We start from the raw sequence: 15427 nt of genomic DNA, 5'->3' as shown, positions 1-15427 counted from the left end.
CAAAGAGGCGACGCCGTCGGCATCACGCCTCATAAATCTGAGCGATGCGTCCCGCTGCTGTGCTTTCACTCTCCACAGGACGAGAAGCCTCGGTGACAGGGTTTGTTCATGGGAGGGGAATTCAGACTCTCTCATCCAGAAACCATTACGCGTTCTCTCTGGCGGTTGAGCCTGATAACAAAAAGCCCGCAACCAAGTTGCGGGCTTTGAAGGTCAGGGCGATAGTCACGCCTTAGGCGGCATTACTGCCCGAACATCTCTTTGATCCAGCCGGCGACGCCCTGTCCGTCTTTCTGCTCATCTTGCTGTCCACCCTGCTGGCCTTCCTGCGGTTGCACCGTCTGAGGCGCAGATTGGCACAGGGACTGCGGGTTATCGCTCCAGACCGGCAGCACGCGGCCCGCGCTGCCGTTGCAGATGACATTGCCGTTGCCATCGACCGTCATCGTGCTGATGCCTTCCGGCGGCGTCAGCGTTAACGCCAGCGGCGTCTGGTTTTCCAGATAGCGGCGGTAGAGGGTCAGCGCGCCGTTGGCGCCGGTCAGCTTGGCAGGGCCGTTATTGTCTCGCCCCNCCCAGGCGATCGCCACTTCCTTGCCGTCCACGCCGGCGAACCAGCTGTCGCGCAGGTCGTTGGTCGTCCCGGTTTTCGCCGCCAGATGATAGCGCCCGAATTTCGCCGTCAGCGAGCGGGACGTCCCGCGTTCAACCACCTGTTGCATACCGTACAGCGTCAGATAGGCTGCCTGAGCCGGTACGGCGCGTTCCGCCTGTGGAAAGCTCTGATACAGCACCGTATTGTCTTCCGCGATCACAGAGCGTACCGCCGACAGCGGGGCACGGTTGCCGCCGCTGGCAATCGTCTGGTACTCCTGCGCGACTTCCATCGGCGTCAGGCTGATCGCCCCCAGCAGCATGGACGGCACTGGCTGAATCACCTCTTTGGGGATCCCCAATCGCTGCAGCGTGGCGCTGACCTGATCCAGCCCAACCGCCATCCCCAGATTCACCGTTGGGACATTCAGCGAGTTGGCGAGCGCATCCACCAATAGCACCTGACCGCGGAACTGACGATCGTAGTTCTTAGGCTCCCATATCGCGCCGTTCGGCTGTTTCAGCGACAGCGGTGCATCCGCCAGCATGGTATTGAGGCGATAGTGATCGGGGTCGCTAAGCGCCGTCAGATAGGTTGCGGGTTTCGCCAGCGAGCCGACCGAGCGACGCGCCTGTAGCGCGCGGTTGAAACCGGCGAATTGGGTATCGGCGCCGCCCACCATCGCACGGATTTCTCCGCTGAAACGGTCGACGATCACCATCGCCGCTTCCAGATCGCCCACGTTACGCGCGGCACGCAGCGCAGGAACGCCTGTTTCCACCGCGCGTTCGGCGGCATCCTGCGATACCGGGTCCAGCGTGGTGAAGATCTTCACGCCGGACAGGTCGTTGACCTTGTCGCCAAGCCGCTGCTGAAGCTCCTGACGCACCATCTGCATAAATGCGGGTTGCGGGCTGATCACGCCGCCTTTCGGCTGGACGCCCAGCGGACGCGCGCTCAGCATGTTATAGAGATCTTCGTCGATTACCTGCTGATTTTGCAGCAGACGCAGCACCAGATTGCGGCGCTCCAGCGTCAGTTTCGGGTTACGCCACGGGTTGTACAGCGAGGCCCCTTTGACCATACCGACCAGCATCGCCTGCTGATCGAGGCTCAGCTCATTGACCGGACGCCCGAAGTAGTAGAGGCTGGCCAGCGGGAAACCGCGGATCTGATCGCTGCCGCTCTGACCGAGATACACCTCGTTCAGATACAGCTCCAGAATCCGATCCTTGCTGTAGCGCGCGTCCACGATCAGCGCCATATAGGCTTCATTGAGCTTACGCCACAGCGAACGCTCGTTGGTGAGGAACATGTTTTTCACCAACTGCTGCGTCAGCGTACTACCGCCCTGCACCGCGCGTCCTGCGGTCAGGTTGGCCAGCACAGCTCGGCCGATGGAAAACAGACTGATGCCGTCATGCTCGTAGAAGTGACGGTCTTCGGTCGCGATCAACGTATCCACCAGCAGATCGGGGAACCCTGCCCGAGGAACGAACAGACGCTGTTCGCCGTTCGGCGATTGCAGCATGGTGATCAGTTTAGGATCGAGCCTGAAGAAACCGAAGCTGCGCTGGTTATCCAGATTCTGGATCTGCGACAGACGATCGTTGTTGAACACCAGACGGGCGCGGATCTGACCCTCTTTGCCATCCGGGAAATCGAACGGACGACGCAGCATTTCGATGCTGTTGGCCTGCACCGTAAACTCGCCGGGGCGGGTCATGCGGGTGACTTCGCGATACTGCATCCCTTCCAGCAGATGCACCATTTCCTGCTTGCTGTAGGACATGCCGGGTTCAAGGTTCACCATCCGGCCGTAAACCGTCGCCGGGAGTTGCCAAACCTTGCCGTCGATGCGGCTGCGAATTTCGCTGTCAAGATAGATGCCGTAGACCGCCATGACGACCACGAACACCAGCAGCAGTTTTAGCGCCAGCCCCAGCCAGCGGCGCTTTTTGCCAGGCTTGCGGCTCATTTCTTCGTCGTCCTCGTCATCATAATCATCATACTCTTCGTAATCATCATCATAGTCATCGTCATCCCTGCGACGCCTTACCACCTGTTTACGTGTAGGTTTTCGCGGCGCTTTTCCCTTGCGCCCGATAGGTTCGCGATCGTCCCGAGCCATTGCTGTGACATCTCCATCAGGTTGCTAACGGCACCCGTGCAGTACCTGGCCGTCTACTCTGTGTCTCCCGCCTTCCTCAAGAAAGGGGGAAACGTCCGAAATTACTGATTCTGATACTTTCTAGTGCGCCGGGTCGGCACGGCGTTAGCCGGGTCGTCAGGCCAGACGTGTTTGGGATAACGCCCTTTCATCTCTTTCTGCACATCGCGATAGGCGCCCTGCCAGAAGGCGGCCAGATCGCGGGTGATCTGCAGCGGACGCTGAGCCGGTGACAACAGTTCCAGCACCAGCGCTACCCGGCCCTCCGCCACGCGTGGGCTTTCCCGCTCGCCGAACATTTCCTGCAACCGCACCGCCAGCGCCGGCGCGGTACCTTCAGCATAGCGGATAGGCAAACGGCTGCCGCCGGGCACCGTGTAATGGCTTGGCAACGCGCTATCCAGACGCTGTTTCTGTCGCCAGTCCAGGCAGCGGTGAAGGGCTTCCGCCAGGTTGAGCTGATTCAGCCCTCGGCGATCGCGCACGCCCGTCAACGAAGGCAAGAGCCACTGTTCCAGCGTTGTCAGCAACGCGTCGTCATCCACGGCGGGCCACTCGACCTCAGGCAACCATTGACGGGCGCACTGAATACGAGCGCGCAGCTGCAAAGCCGCCGTGTCCCAATTCAAAACGGACAACCCCTGCTCGCGCAGCCAGTTCAGCATTGCCTGCTGCAGGTCGTCGTCGGAGGGTTTCGCCAATGGCTGAGTACGTAGCGTCAGACAGCCGATTTGGCTACGCCGACTGGCGCGCAGCGTACCTTTTTCTTCATCCCAGTGCACGATATTCCGCTCGCTTAACAACCCCGGCAAATGTTGCAGCAAGCGGTCGATATCCACCGGTAGCGCCAGCTGAATTCGCGCATCGGCATGCTGTGGACTGTGCATCAGCGCGGGGACGATCAGCCACTCGTAGGACGTCAGCGGATCGTCCACCGCCAACTGGGCGCCGACGCCGTTCGCCAACTGGTAGCGACCGTCCTGACCCCGCCGTCGGGCGAGGCGGTCAGCGAAGCCCTGCGCCAGCAACGCCGCCGCCAACCCGTCGTCAAAACGGCCTTTGGCCCCGCCCAGCCGCCGCGCCAGCTGCGAGGCCCGACGCTGCCAATGACCGGCCGGACGGCGCAGACCATCGAACAGATTCGGCGAACCGCTGCGGGGCGGCTCTTCAATGATGGCCGCCAGCAGCGCCGCCGTGGACAGCGCGTCGCCGCCCTCCCGCGCGGCGGCATGCAGCATCACCGCCAGACGCGGATCGCTGCCGATACCCGCAATCTGCCTGCCGGTGGTCGTCAACTGCTGCCGATCGTCGACAATGCCCAGTTGCAGCAAAAGACGCTGAGCAGCGGACAGGGCCGGCGCGGGCGGAGTATCCAGCCAGGTGAGCTGGCCGACGTCGCGACACCCCCACTGCAATAAATCCAGCCAGAGGCCCGACAGGTCGCTATGCAGTATCTCCGGCTCGCTCTGCGCCGCCGCGCGCTCCGCCTGCTCTTTCGTGCACAGATGCCAACACACGCCCGGCTCCAGNCGTCCCGCCCGGCCCGCGCGCTGCGTCATGGACGCCTGACTGATTCGTTGGGTCGTCAGCCGCGTCAGGCCGCTTTTGACGTCGAACAGCGCAACGCGCTCCAGACCACTATCGACCACCACGCGGATCCCTTCAATCGTCAGGCTGGTTTCGGCGATGTTGGTCGCCAGCACCACTTTGCGCCGCCCCGCCGCCGCCGGACGAATAGCCTGCTGCTGCTCCGCCAGCGCCAGCGCGCCATACAGCGGACACAGGTCGATATCCGCCGCGATGCGTTCGTTCAGCAGAAGCTGCAACCGCTTGATTTCCGCCGCGCCCGGCAGGAAGACCAGCATCGAACCGCTTTCCTGCTGTAGCACCTGCGCAATCAGTCGGGCCAGCGAAATCTCCAAACGCTCATGCGCGCCCGGCGACTGGAAGTATCGCGTCACCGGGTAGGCGCGCCCCTCGGAACTGACCGTGCGCGCATCCGGTAATAAAGAAGAAAGACGATCGTTGTCGAGCGTGGCCGACATAATCAGCAGTTTGAGGTCGTCGCGCAGTCCCGCCTGCACATCAAGCAGCAGCGCCAGCGCGAGGTCGGCCTGCAGGCTACGCTCGTGAAATTCATCGAGGATCACCAGAGAGACGCCTTCCAGCTCGGCGTCCTGTTGCAGCATCCGCGTCAGAATACCTTCGGTCACCACCTCCAACCGCGTCTGCGTACTACAGCAGGTTTCGGCGCGCATCCGATAGCCCACCGTCTGTCCGGGCGTTTCTCCCAGCTGTTCCGCCAGCCGGAACGCGACGCTTTTGGCCGCCAGACGGCGCGGCTCCAGTAGAATGATACGACCGGGCAGTTCGGCAGCCTGCAACAGCTGTAATGGCAGCCAGGTGGATTTTCCGGCGCCGGTCGGCGCATGCAGCAACACCTGAGGCGACTGGCGCAACGCGTGGATGACGTCATCCAGCACCTCGCTGACGGGCGGTAAACTCACAGAATTCTCCGTAATGATTAACTTTAAGCGGCTCGCATTGTAGCATCGGAGCACCCTATTATAGAGAGAGCGTCATGACTGCCACCCGCCGCCTGTTTTTTGCCCTGCCGCTGCCGGAAAACACCCGCCGCCAGATTATCCGCTGGCGCGCAGCGCATTTCCCGATGCAGGCGGGGCGTCCGATAGCGGCGGCCAATCTCCATCTCACGCTGGCGTTTCTGGGCGAGGTCGGCGACGGTCAGCAGCGCGCGCTGCAATCACTGGCAGGGCGTATTCGTCAGCCGGGGTTCACCCTGACGCTTGACGACGCGGGTCACTGGCCGCGTCCAGGCGTGGTCTGGTTGGGATGTCGCCGCGCGCCGCGCGGTCTGTTGCAGCTGGCGGAACTGTTGCGGGCGCAGGCGGCGCGNCACGGCTGCCGCCAAAGTCTGCAGCCGTTTCATCCGCACGTCACCCTGCTGCGCGGGGCGACCCACCCTGTGGCCTTGCCGCCCGCCACCTTCGGCTGGTCGACGCAGGTCGACAGCTTCTCCCTGTATGAATCGCAGTTTGAACACGGCAGAACCCGTTATCGGTCGTTGGCAAGCTGGCCGCTTATCGCCAAAGAGTAATCACTATGCAGTTTTCGCCCCCGTTGCAGCCCGCGACGCTGATTAAACGCTACAAACGCTTTCTGGCTGATGTGGTCACGCCCGCCGGCGACGTCATGACGATCCACTGCCCGAACACCGGCGCGATGACCGGCTGCGCCACGCCGGGCGATACCGTCTGGTACGCCACCTCCGAGAATCCCAAGCGCCGCTATCCCTGCACCTGGGAACTCACCGAGACGCAGGCCGGCGATCTACTGTGCGTCAATACGTTACGCGCCAATCAGGTGGTCCGTGAGGCGATTCTGGCGCAAGAGATTCCGCCCTTGAACGGCTACGACTCGCTGAAAAGCGAAGTGCGCTATGGCGAAGAGGGCAGCCGCATCGACTTTCTGCTCAAGACGCCGGGAAAAGCGGACTGCTATGTCGAGGTCAAATCAGTCACATTATTGCAACAAGCACAGGGTTATTTTCCTGATGCGGTGACGCTGAGAGGACAAAAACATCTCCGTGAACTACAGTACATGGCGGCCAGCGGAGCGCGCGCTGTTCTCTTTTTCGCCGTGATGCATTCCGGCATCACGCGGGTCTCTCCCGCCGGCCACATAGACAGACGTTATGCAGAATTATTATGGCAGGCACAGCAACTAGGGGTTGAAATCCTCTGTTACGGGACCCATCTTGCTGCGACAGGGATGACAGTCAATGGCCCGTTACCATTCGATAACATGGCGGCGATACGCGAATAGCGTGATAGGTTATGTTTACGGATGAATTAAACGCTTCCTCACACTTTATCAGGCCGGTGTCAGGAATGATTGCCAACCCAACGTCCATCTGTTATTTATAGCGGCCTGTTTTTTCCCCTCGGGGATCGATACTGCGTGTCGTGTTATGTAGGAGAAGCAACATGCAAGAAGGGCAAAACCGTAAGACATCCTCTCTGAGCATCCTCGCGATTGCCGGAGTGGAGCCATACCAGGAAAAGCCGGGCGAAGAATACATGAACGACGCTCAGCTGGCGCATTTCAAGCGCATCCTGGATGCATGGCGCAACCAGCTGCGTGGCGAAGTTGATCGCACCGTATCACACATGCAGGACGAAGCTGCTAACTTCCCAGACCCCGTTGACCGCGCGGCCCAGGAAGAAGAATTCAGCCTGGAACTGCGTAACCGCGATCGCGAGCGCAAGCTGATTAAGAAGATCTCCAAGACGCTGCAAAAAATCGAAGACGAAGACTTCGGCTTCTGCGACTCTTGTGGTGTCGAGATTGGTATCCGCCGACTGGAAGCCCGTCCGACCGCCGACCTTTGCATCGACTGCAAAACGCTGGCGGAAATACGCGAAAAACAAATGGCAGGATGATCTATTCCTGAACGGGAAGGCTTCGGCCTTCCCGTTTCTTTATATGACCTTCTTCGACATGACGCTCCCGCAGTAGTATGTCCGCATTACATCGAGAAAATCATTACGTCGGACGCTTTGCCCCTTCTCCGTCCGGCGATCTGCATTTCGGTTCCCTGATAGCCGCTCTCGGCAGCTACCTGCAGGCTCGCGCCTGCGGGGGACGTTGGCTGGTCCGCATCGAAGATATCGATCCCCCTCGAGAAGTCACCGGCGCCGCCTCGCGCATTCTGCGCCAGTTGGAGCACTACGGNCTCCACTGGGATGGCGACATCGTTTACCAGTCTCAGCGCCACGACCGCTACCGCCAGATCCTCGACAGCCTCAAACAACAGGGACGCTGCTACTATTGCACCTGCACACGTCGGCGAATACAGCGTCTCGGCGGCCGTTACGACGGCCACTGTCGCACGCTGGCGCACGGACCGGATAACGCCGCGCTGCGGCTGACGCAGACCCGCCCGGTCATGCGCTTCCACGACCGTCTGCGCGGCTGGTTGGACGCGGACCCGGCGCTGGCGCGCGAAGACTTCATCATTCATCGCCGCGATGGCCTGTTCGCCTATAATTTAGCGGTGGTGGTGGACGATCGCGATCAGGGCGTGACGGAAATCGTCCGCGGGGCGGATCTGATCGAACCCACCGTGCGCCAGCTGTCGCTGTTTCGTCAACTCGAGTGGGACGCGCCGGACTATATACATCTGCCGCTGGCGCTGGACGCGGCAGGCAAAAAGTTATCCAAACAAAATCATGCCCCGCCGCTGCCCCAGAGCGATCCGCGGCCGACATTGGCGCAGGCGCTTGCGTTTCTACGCCAACCCTTGCCGGAAAGCTGGCAGGACCTGACGCTTGCGGCGCTTTTGACGTGGGCCGAGACCCACTGGTCTCTCGCGACCATACCAACGGAAGCGGCGATTCCTTTGCCCAAAATCACATCAGCATTCTCAAAGCGCTGAGGGTGAGCTATGATTAGCCGCTATTTTTTGGTTGGGCCGTTCATTTTTCATCATTATCGAGGTGTATTATCTTTACCCGAGTAGCTAATTTTTGTCGTAAGGTACTGAACCGTGAGAACGAGTCCGGCGCTTCCTCAGCACCGCGCGAGTCCATGACGGTCATTCCGCGTGACCAACATACTATTTCACGCAGTGACATTAGCGATAATGCCCTGAAAGTACTTTACCGCCTGAACAAGTCAGGCTATGAGGCTTACCTTGTCGGCGGCGGCGTACGTGATCTGCTGCTAGGCAAAAAGCCCAAAGATTTCGATATCACGACCAACGCAACGCCGGAACAGGTTCGCAAACTCTTCCGCAACTGCCGTCTGGTCGGACGCCGTTTCCGCCTGGCTCACGTCATGTTCGGTCCTGAAGTGATCGAGGNCGCGACGTTCCGCGGTCATCACGAACAGCATCAGGAACAGCTGCTGAAAAACACGTCCCAGCAGGGGCAGAACGGCATGCTGTTGCGCGATAACATTTTCGGCACGATCGAAGAAGACGCCCAACGTCGCGACTTTTCCATTAACAGCCTCTATTACAGCAGCGCGGACTTCACCGTGCGCGACTACACCAATGGGCTGAGCGACCTGAATCAGCGCATCATCCGCCTGATCGGCGAGCCGGAAAAACGTTACCGCGAAGACCCGGTGAGAATGCTGCGCGCCGTGCGTTTCGCCGCCAAGCTGGATATGACCATCAGCCCGGAAACCGCCGAGCCGATCCCGCGTCTGGCCTCGTTGCTGCACGATATTCCGCCGGCTCGCCTGTTTGAAGAGTCGCTTAAGCTGCTACAGGCAGGCTACGGCCATCCGACGTATGAACTGCTGTGCGAATACCAGCTGTTCCAACCGCTGTTCCCGCTGATCAGCCGCAACTTCACCGACACCGGCGAAACCGCGATGGAGCGGATGATCGTGCAGGTGCTGAAGAACACCGACCAGCGTATCCAGAATAACATGCGCGTGAACCCGGCATTCCTGTTTGCCGCCATGCTCTGGTATCCGCTGATCGAGCACGCCCAGAAGCTGGCGCAGGAAAGCGGTCTGGCCTATTTCGAAGCCTTCGCGCTGGCGATGAACGATATCCTCGACGAGCAATGCCGTTCACTCTCCATCCCCAANCGCATTACCTCGCTGATCCGCGATATTTGGCAATTGCAGCTGCGCCTGTCTCGCCGTCAGGGAAAACGCGCCTTCAAGCTGATGGAGCACCCCAAATTCCGAGCGGCTTACGACCTGCTGTGCCTGCGCGCTGAAATCGAACATCAGCCGGAGCTGCAGCGTCTGGCGCAGTGGTGGGGCGAATTCCAGGTGGCTGCGCCGCCGCGGCAGCAGGTCTTACTGAATTCGCTGGATGACGGCCCTACGCCGCACCGCCGCTCTCGTCGTCCGCGCAAGCGCCCGGCAGCGCCGCGCCGAGGTCAACAATAATGACGTGCGTGTATCTGGCGCTCGGCAGCAATTTGTCGCAGCCGTTACAACAGGTACATGCCGCGCTGACAGCGCTGGACGCGATTCCGCTTACCCGGCGGGTTCGCTGCTCGCCCTTCTACCGCAGCCGCCCGCTGGGTCCGCAAGATCAACCGGATTACCTTAACGCGGTGGCGGAGCTTCACACCGAGCTTGAGCCGGAAGCGCTGCTGGACCACACGCAGCGCATCGAGCGAGAGCAGGGGCGCGTGCGTAAGGCGCACCGATGGGGGCCTCGCACGCTGGATCTGGACATCCTGCTGTTCGGCGATAAGGTCATCAACACCGAGCGCCTCATTGTCCCCCACTACGATATGAAAAATCGCGAATTCATGCTTTATCCGCTGGCCGATATTGCCCCGATGCTGATTTTCCCCGACGGTGAAGCCTTGGCCGATCGCCTGACGCTCGTACCGCCCAACGGGCTGACCCTGTGGGATCACTTAGCGCGATAACCGCAGCCGTAAAGCGGCCCACTGCCTTGCCATTTCCAGTAGAATATCGCCGCCCCTTTTCACGTCCTCATTTTTATTCAGGAAGGCAGCCATGAAACCAACGACCCTCACCCATCTGCGCCAGTGGAAGCAAGCCCGTAAAAAGTTCGCCACTATCACCGCCTATGACGCCAGCTTTGCCCGTCAGTTCTATGAACAAGGCATCAAAGTCATGCTGGTGGGCGACTCCTTAGGAATGACCGTGCAGGGGAACGACTCTACGATCCCCGTGACGCTCGAAGATATGGTCTATCATACCCGTTGTGTCCGACGCGGCGCGCCGCGGTGTCTGCTGCTTTCCGACATCCCGTTTATGGGCTGCGCCACGCCGGAGCAAGCCTGTCAGCAAGCGGCCGAATTAATGCGAGCAGGCGCCAACATGGTGAAAATCGAGGGCGGCAGCTGGCTGGTGCCTACCGTACAGATGCTGACAGAACGTGCCGTACCGGTGTGCGGCCATCTGGGCCTGACGCCGCAGTCGGTCAATATTTTCGGCGGCTACAAGGTGCAGGGCCGTGGTGATACCGCCGCGGAGCAGCTGTTGGAAGACGCGATCACGCTGGAGCGCGCCGGCGCGCAAATGATGGTGCTGGAGTGCGTACCGGTCGAGCTGGCCCAGCGCATCACCGACGCGCTGACGATCCCGGTGATCGGCATCGGCGCAGGTAACGTGACCGACGGACAAATTCTGGTGATGCACGACGCATTGGGTATCAGCGGCGAGCAAACGCCAAGCTTTGCCAAAAACTTTTTGGCCCTGGCGGAAGACATCCCCTCGGCCATTCGTCTTTACGTGCAGGAAGTAGAGCAGGGACTGTACCCTGACGACCAGCACGCCTTTCACTAACGCAGGAGAAGCGGAGTGTTAATTATTGAAACGCCCCTTTTGCTAAGGCGCGAAGTCCGGCGCTGGCAGCAAGAAGGGAAGAGAGTGGCGTTGGTCCCCACAATGGGGAATCTGCATGACGGCCATATGGCGCTGGTTGACGCCGCCAAAGCGAGCGCCGATATCGTCATCGTGAGCATCTTCGTCAATCCGATGCAGTTTGAACGCGCGGACGACCTGGATCGCTATCCGCGCACGCTGCAAGAAGACTGCGAGCGCCTGACCCAACGCGGAGCCGATCTGGTCTTCGCGCCGGCCGCGCAGGACATCTATCCCGCCGGACTGGATCAGCAGACTTTTGTCGAAGTCCCCGGTCTGTCGCAGATGCTGGAGGGCGCCAGCCGTCCCGGCCATTTCCGCGGCGTCGCCACGGTAGTCAGCAAACTGTTTAATCTGGTGCAGCCGGATGTCGCCTGCTTTGGCGAAAAGGATTACCAGCAGTTGGCGCTGATCCGTCGGATGGTGGCGGATATGGGATACGACATCAGCATCGTGGGCGTCCCGATTGTCCGGGCGAAAGACGGCCTGGCGCTCAGCTCCCGTAACGGCTACCTCACGCCTGAAGAGCGCAAACTGGCGCCTCAGCTGCCGCGAATTATGCATACCATCGCGGAAGAACTGGCCACCGGCAATCGGCAGATTGACGAAATTCTGGGGCGAGCGGAAGAGGCGCTACGCAATGCGGGCTTTACGCCGGATGAACTGTTTATCCGCGATGCGGACTCGCTGGAACCGCTGACGACAGAAAGCGCGCGCGGCGTCATTCTCATGGCTGCGTGGCTCGGAAAAGCGCGGCTTATCGACAACCTGCAGGTGGATCTCACCGCATAATCAACACCCGGTATTCGCTTATGATAAGAACTATGCTGCAAGGCAAACTACACCGGGTCAAAGTGACCCAGGCGGACCTACACTACGAAGGATCTTGCGCCATCGACCTCGACTTCATGGATGCCGCCGGCATTTTGGAATACGAGGCCATCGATCTGTACAACGTGGATAACGGCCAGCGGTTTTCCNCCTATGCTATCGCCGCCGAACGCGGATCGCGCATTATTTCCGTCAACGGCGCGGCCGCACGCTGCGCCTGCGTCGGTGACCGTATGATCATCTGCTCCTACGTGCAAATGTCAGACGAACAGGCCCGCACTCACCACCCGAAAGTCGCCTATTTCAACGACAACAACCAACTCCAGCGCACTGCCAAAGCCATTCCGGTGCAGTTAGCCTGATCTCCACGGCGTCGTATCTGCGGCGCCGTTTCTCCTCAAGATCCTTCGCTAGTTGGCCAGCCGCGCCGCCATTGTCTCAATAGAGTCTGTACGCAGCAGAAACAGTCTTTTCAGCGTAAACGGATTATCCCCCGGCAGCACTTTTCCCTGTTGCGTCGTCAACGCCATATGAAAACCCGCAGCCTTCGCCGCCTGAACCGCCGTCGGGGAGTAACCGCCAAAAGGATAGGACAGATACCACACCTGAGCGTTAAACGGCGACAATGCGCGCCGCGTATGCTCGAAATCCAGCTCGATATTACGCAGCGTGCGACTCAACAAGACCGGCCGATGGGCGGGACCGAGGCGATGCAAAAAATGGGTATGTGACTGGAGATCGAATACATCAGCGATCTGCTGTAGCTCGTCGATACTCATAAACTGGAGCGAGTCCGGATCCCACGGCTGCGGATGCCGTTTGATGCGCGAGGTGATAATGAACGCGGTGGCGTGAAAGCCATACTGCTTGAGCCGCGGATAGGCGTAGCGACACACGGACTTGAGCCCGTCGTCAAATGTCAGCACCACCGCCCTGCCCGGCAGGTTGATACGATTGTGCAGGTAATCTTCCAACTGATATAGCGAAAGCGTCGTGTAGCCCGCCTCTTTCAGGTAGGCCATCTGGCGATTGAACGCGTCATCGGACGTCGTCGTCGACGTGTGCAGAAAATGGGTGTTTTCGACGTCGGTCAGCAGGTAGTGATATGTCAGCACCGGAATACCGTGATCCAGTTCGCTGTCTTGCTCCCTGACAAACACAGGCCTATCGCCCAGGAAGATTTCATACCAGAGGTGATTAAATCGATCGTGAATTTGCCCTGCAACGGGATAGCGCAGATTTCCTGCCATCATCCCCATCGTCGGGCTATCGTCATCCGGCGCCGTATAGAGCGTCACCGGTCGCGACGTGATGAGATTACGCCGAGGACACGGCGTCATTAGACTGACCTGTGCCGGGGGAGCGTCGACAGGCTCGCCCAGCGCGTGCTTATCAACGAATCCGCTGCCGAACCCGAAGGTCAGCGCATCGCGTTCCTCGGTTCCGGGATAAACCCGGACTATCTCGCCGCGTTTGATGGCGGCGACGATTTTCACGCTATCGCCAATCGACGCGTAGACGTCGCTGTCGCGGATGAGCGTTCGGTATTCGGAAAACGGTTCGTCGTGGCGAGATAAGGNATTGACCCCGGTCAGCAACGTCAGGAGTGCGATGCCAATAGCCGCCGTGGATTGAACGTGCATTGAGAATTGACTTATTGATGCCGATAATTAAAACGCCCCCCGAAGGAGGCGAACACATTAGCCGCGCAGGCCGCGTCCCCGTTGGATAAGCCACCACGCCAGCACGTAAAAGACGATGATGAAGCTCACCAGCACGCCCAGCGTCAACGTCAGCGAGACATCATTGATCCCCAGGAAGCCGTAGCGAAAACCACTGATCATGTACACGATGGGATTCAGCTGGGAGACCGACTGCCAAATTGGCGGCAACAGCGTGAGCGAGTAAAAGACCCCGCCCAGGTAGGTTAACGGCGTCAGCACGAAGGTAGGGATAAGGCTGATGTCGTCAAAGGTTCTGGCAAACACCGCGTTTAACAGACCGGCCAGCGAAAACAGCATCGCGGTCAGTAAGAGCGTCACCACAATCATCCACCAGGCATGCACATGCAGCGGCACGAAGAACAGCGACACGGCGGTCACCAAAATCCCCACGCAGATCCCGCGCGTCATCCCGCCGCCGATATACCCGGCGATGATGATATGCGTCGGCACTGGCGCAACCAGCAGTTCTTCGATGTTGCGCTGGAATTTGGCGCTGAAAAATGACGAAGCGACGTTGGCATAGGCGTTCGTAATGACAGACATCATAATGAGGCCGGGCACGATGAACTGCATATAGGTAAAACCATGCATTTCACCGATGCGCGAACCGATCAGGTTGCCGAAAATGATGAAATAAAGCGTCATAGTAATAACCGGCGGCACCAGCGTTTGCACCCAAATACGGGCGAAACGATTCACTTCTTTGGTCCAGATGCTCTGCAACGCGATCCAATACAACCTGCTCATGCTTTCTCCTCGGTGGCATATTCTCCATGTTGGTTAACCAGATTGACGAACAGCTCTTCCAGCCGGTTAGCCTTGTTGCGCATACTCAAAATTTGGACGCCCTGCGCGCTCAGCTGGCTGAACACGCCGTTCAGGCCCTGATCCCGTTTCACGTCGACCTCCAGCGTCGTTGTATCCACCAGCCGGTGCGGGTAGCCATCCAGGCGCGGCAATGCGCTTTTGGACGCCAGATCGAGAATGAACGTTTCCGACTGCACTTTGGAGAGCAACTGCTTCATCGAGGTATTTTCCACCAGCAAGCCGTTCTGGATGATGCCGATGTTGCGGCACAGCATTTCCGCTTCTTCGAGGTAGTGCGTGGTGAGAATAATGGTGGTGCCTTGCGCGTTCAGCTCCTTCAGAAATCCCCACATGGACCGGCGCAGCTCGATATCCACCCCAGCCGTTGGTTCATCGAGGATCAGCAGTTTGGGCTGGTGCATCAGGGCGCGGGCGATCATCAAACGTCGCTTCATGCCGCCGGACAACATGCGCGCCCGTTCATTGCGTTTTCCCCATAGATCGAGCTGATTGAGGTATTTTTCGGCGCGTTGCTGAGCCGTTTTGCGATCGACGCCGTAGTAACCCGCCTGATGCGTCACAATCTGATAAACGGTTTCAAATGGGTTGAAATTGAATTCCTGCGGCACCAGCCCCAGCTGGCGTTTGGCGTTAACGATGTCCTGATCAATGTCGTAACCGAAGACGTTAACTTTACCTGAGGTCTTGTTCACCAGTGAGCTGATGATGCCGATAGTGGTAGATTTCCCGGCGCCGTTCGGGCCGAGCAGCGCATAAAAGTCGCCGGCCTCCACTTGTAAATCGATCCCTCGCAGCGCGTTGACTCCTCCTGGATAAGTCTTGCTTAATTTTGCTAGTTCCAATGCATACGTCATAAGAAAATGGATGCCTTATTGTCAGTGTGTACGT

Annotated in this window: 14 protein-coding genes; 9 read left to right on the top strand and 5 right to left on the bottom strand. The window is 59.4% G+C overall.

The genetic code is table 11. From position 1 onward, the window contains the following. Positions 1 to 242: 242 nt before the first annotated feature. The gene (gene mrcB / locus RZ35_RS02555; protein ID WP_026741892.1) at positions 243 to 2726 is read right to left on the bottom strand and encodes a bifunctional glycosyl transferase/transpeptidase; all 2484 of its coding nucleotides are present in this window, start codon (positions 2724 to 2726) and stop codon (positions 243 to 245) included. 101 nt (positions 2727 to 2827) lie between these two features. Continuing rightward, a complete protein-coding gene (hrpB, locus tag RZ35_RS02550; RefSeq protein WP_026741891.1) occupies positions 2828 to 5272 on the bottom strand; it encodes an ATP-dependent helicase HrpB in 2445 nt (814 codons plus the stop codon). A gap of 74 nt (positions 5273 to 5346) precedes the next feature. Between hrpB and thpR the strand changes: the two genes are divergently transcribed. The 9 genes from thpR (at position 5347) to panD (ending at position 12349) form a co-directional block, all read left to right on the top strand. Next, a complete protein-coding gene (gene thpR, locus RZ35_RS02545; protein ID WP_026741890.1) occupies positions 5347 to 5883 on the top strand; it encodes an RNA 2',3'-cyclic phosphodiesterase in 537 nt (178 codons plus the stop codon). 5 nt (positions 5884 to 5888) lie between these two features. Next, positions 5889 to 6611, top strand: a complete 723-nt coding sequence (sfsA, locus tag RZ35_RS02540) for a DNA/RNA nuclease SfsA (protein ID WP_026741889.1) — start codon at positions 5889 to 5891, stop codon at positions 6609 to 6611. Between the two features lie 161 nt (positions 6612 to 6772). Continuing rightward, complete coding sequence (dksA, locus tag RZ35_RS02535) at positions 6773 to 7228, top strand: RNA polymerase-binding protein DksA (protein WP_026741198.1); 456 nt, start codon at positions 6773 to 6775, stop codon at positions 7226 to 7228. A 77-nt stretch (positions 7229 to 7305) separates the two neighbouring features. Then, a complete protein-coding gene (gene gluQRS / locus RZ35_RS02530; RefSeq protein WP_026741888.1) occupies positions 7306 to 8223 on the top strand; it encodes a tRNA glutamyl-Q(34) synthetase GluQRS in 918 nt (305 codons plus the stop codon). A 68-nt stretch (positions 8224 to 8291) separates the two neighbouring features. Then, positions 8292 to 9698, top strand: a complete 1407-nt coding sequence (pcnB, locus tag RZ35_RS02525) for a polynucleotide adenylyltransferase PcnB (RefSeq protein ID WP_235195072.1) — start codon at positions 8292 to 8294, stop codon at positions 9696 to 9698. Then, entirely contained in the window at positions 9698 to 10192 is a 495-nt protein-coding gene (gene folK, locus RZ35_RS02520) for a 2-amino-4-hydroxy-6-hydroxymethyldihydropteridine diphosphokinase (protein ID WP_026741886.1), read from the top strand. The genes pcnB and folK overlap by 1 nt, the downstream gene beginning before the upstream one ends. A 91-nt stretch (positions 10193 to 10283) precedes the next feature. Beyond that, positions 10284 to 11078, top strand: a complete 795-nt coding sequence (gene panB / locus RZ35_RS02515) for a 3-methyl-2-oxobutanoate hydroxymethyltransferase (RefSeq protein WP_026741885.1) — start codon at positions 10284 to 10286, stop codon at positions 11076 to 11078. A gap of 15 nt (positions 11079 to 11093) precedes the next feature. After that, the gene (gene panC / locus RZ35_RS02510) at positions 11094 to 11948 is read left to right on the top strand and encodes a pantoate--beta-alanine ligase (protein ID WP_026741884.1); all 855 of its coding nucleotides are present in this window, start codon (positions 11094 to 11096) and stop codon (positions 11946 to 11948) included. Positions 11949 to 11968: 20 nt separating this feature from the next. After that, positions 11969 to 12349 (top strand): aspartate 1-decarboxylase, encoded by a 381-nt coding sequence (gene panD, locus RZ35_RS02505; RefSeq protein WP_026741883.1) that lies wholly within the window; start codon positions 11969 to 11971, stop codon positions 12347 to 12349. A gap of 48 nt (positions 12350 to 12397) precedes the next feature. Here panD and RZ35_RS02500 read toward each other — a convergent pair whose 3' ends face one another. From RZ35_RS02500 to RZ35_RS02490, 3 genes are read right to left on the bottom strand one after another with little or no spacing between them, the layout of a single operon-like run. After that, on the bottom strand, positions 12398 to 13630 hold the full coding sequence (locus RZ35_RS02500) for a polysaccharide deacetylase family protein (RefSeq protein WP_026741882.1): 1233 nt from the start codon (positions 13628 to 13630) through the stop codon (positions 12398 to 12400). A gap of 57 nt (positions 13631 to 13687) precedes the next feature. Beyond that, positions 13688 to 14458, bottom strand: a complete 771-nt coding sequence (locus tag RZ35_RS02495; RefSeq protein WP_026741881.1) for an ABC transporter permease — start codon at positions 14456 to 14458, stop codon at positions 13688 to 13690. After that, complete coding sequence (locus tag RZ35_RS02490) at positions 14455 to 15393, bottom strand: ABC transporter ATP-binding protein (protein ID WP_026741880.1); 939 nt, start codon at positions 15391 to 15393, stop codon at positions 14455 to 14457. Before RZ35_RS02490 ends, RZ35_RS02495 begins: the two co-directional genes overlap by 4 nt. Positions 15394 to 15427 lie beyond the last annotated feature (34 nt).

Source organism: Lonsdalea quercina subsp. quercina (assembly GCF_000688655.1).
Classification (GTDB): Bacteria; Pseudomonadota; Gammaproteobacteria; order Enterobacterales; family Enterobacteriaceae; genus Lonsdalea; species Lonsdalea quercina.
Note: the sequence above shows the minus strand (reverse complement) of the source record. Positions and strands in the feature narration are given on the sequence as shown.

Excerpts from the sequence above, each read along its gene's own strand:
- RZ35_RS02490 (WP_026741880.1), bottom strand. The coding sequence starts at position 15,393 with ATGACGTATGCATTGGAACTAGCAAAATTAAGCAAGACTTATCCAGGA.
- RZ35_RS02495 (WP_026741881.1), bottom strand. The coding sequence starts at position 14,458 with ATGAGCAGGTTGTATTGGATCGCGTTGCAGAGCATCTGGACCAAAGAA.
- folK (WP_026741886.1), top strand. The coding sequence starts at position 9,698 with ATGACGTGCGTGTATCTGGCGCTCGGCAGCAATTTGTCGCAGCCGTTA.
- sfsA (WP_026741889.1), top strand. The coding sequence starts at position 5,889 with ATGCAGTTTTCGCCCCCGTTGCAGCCCGCGACGCTGATTAAACGCTAC.
- dksA (WP_026741198.1), top strand. The coding sequence starts at position 6,773 with ATGCAAGAAGGGCAAAACCGTAAGACATCCTCTCTGAGCATCCTCGCG.
- panB (WP_026741885.1), top strand. The coding sequence starts at position 10,284 with ATGAAACCAACGACCCTCACCCATCTGCGCCAGTGGAAGCAAGCCCGT.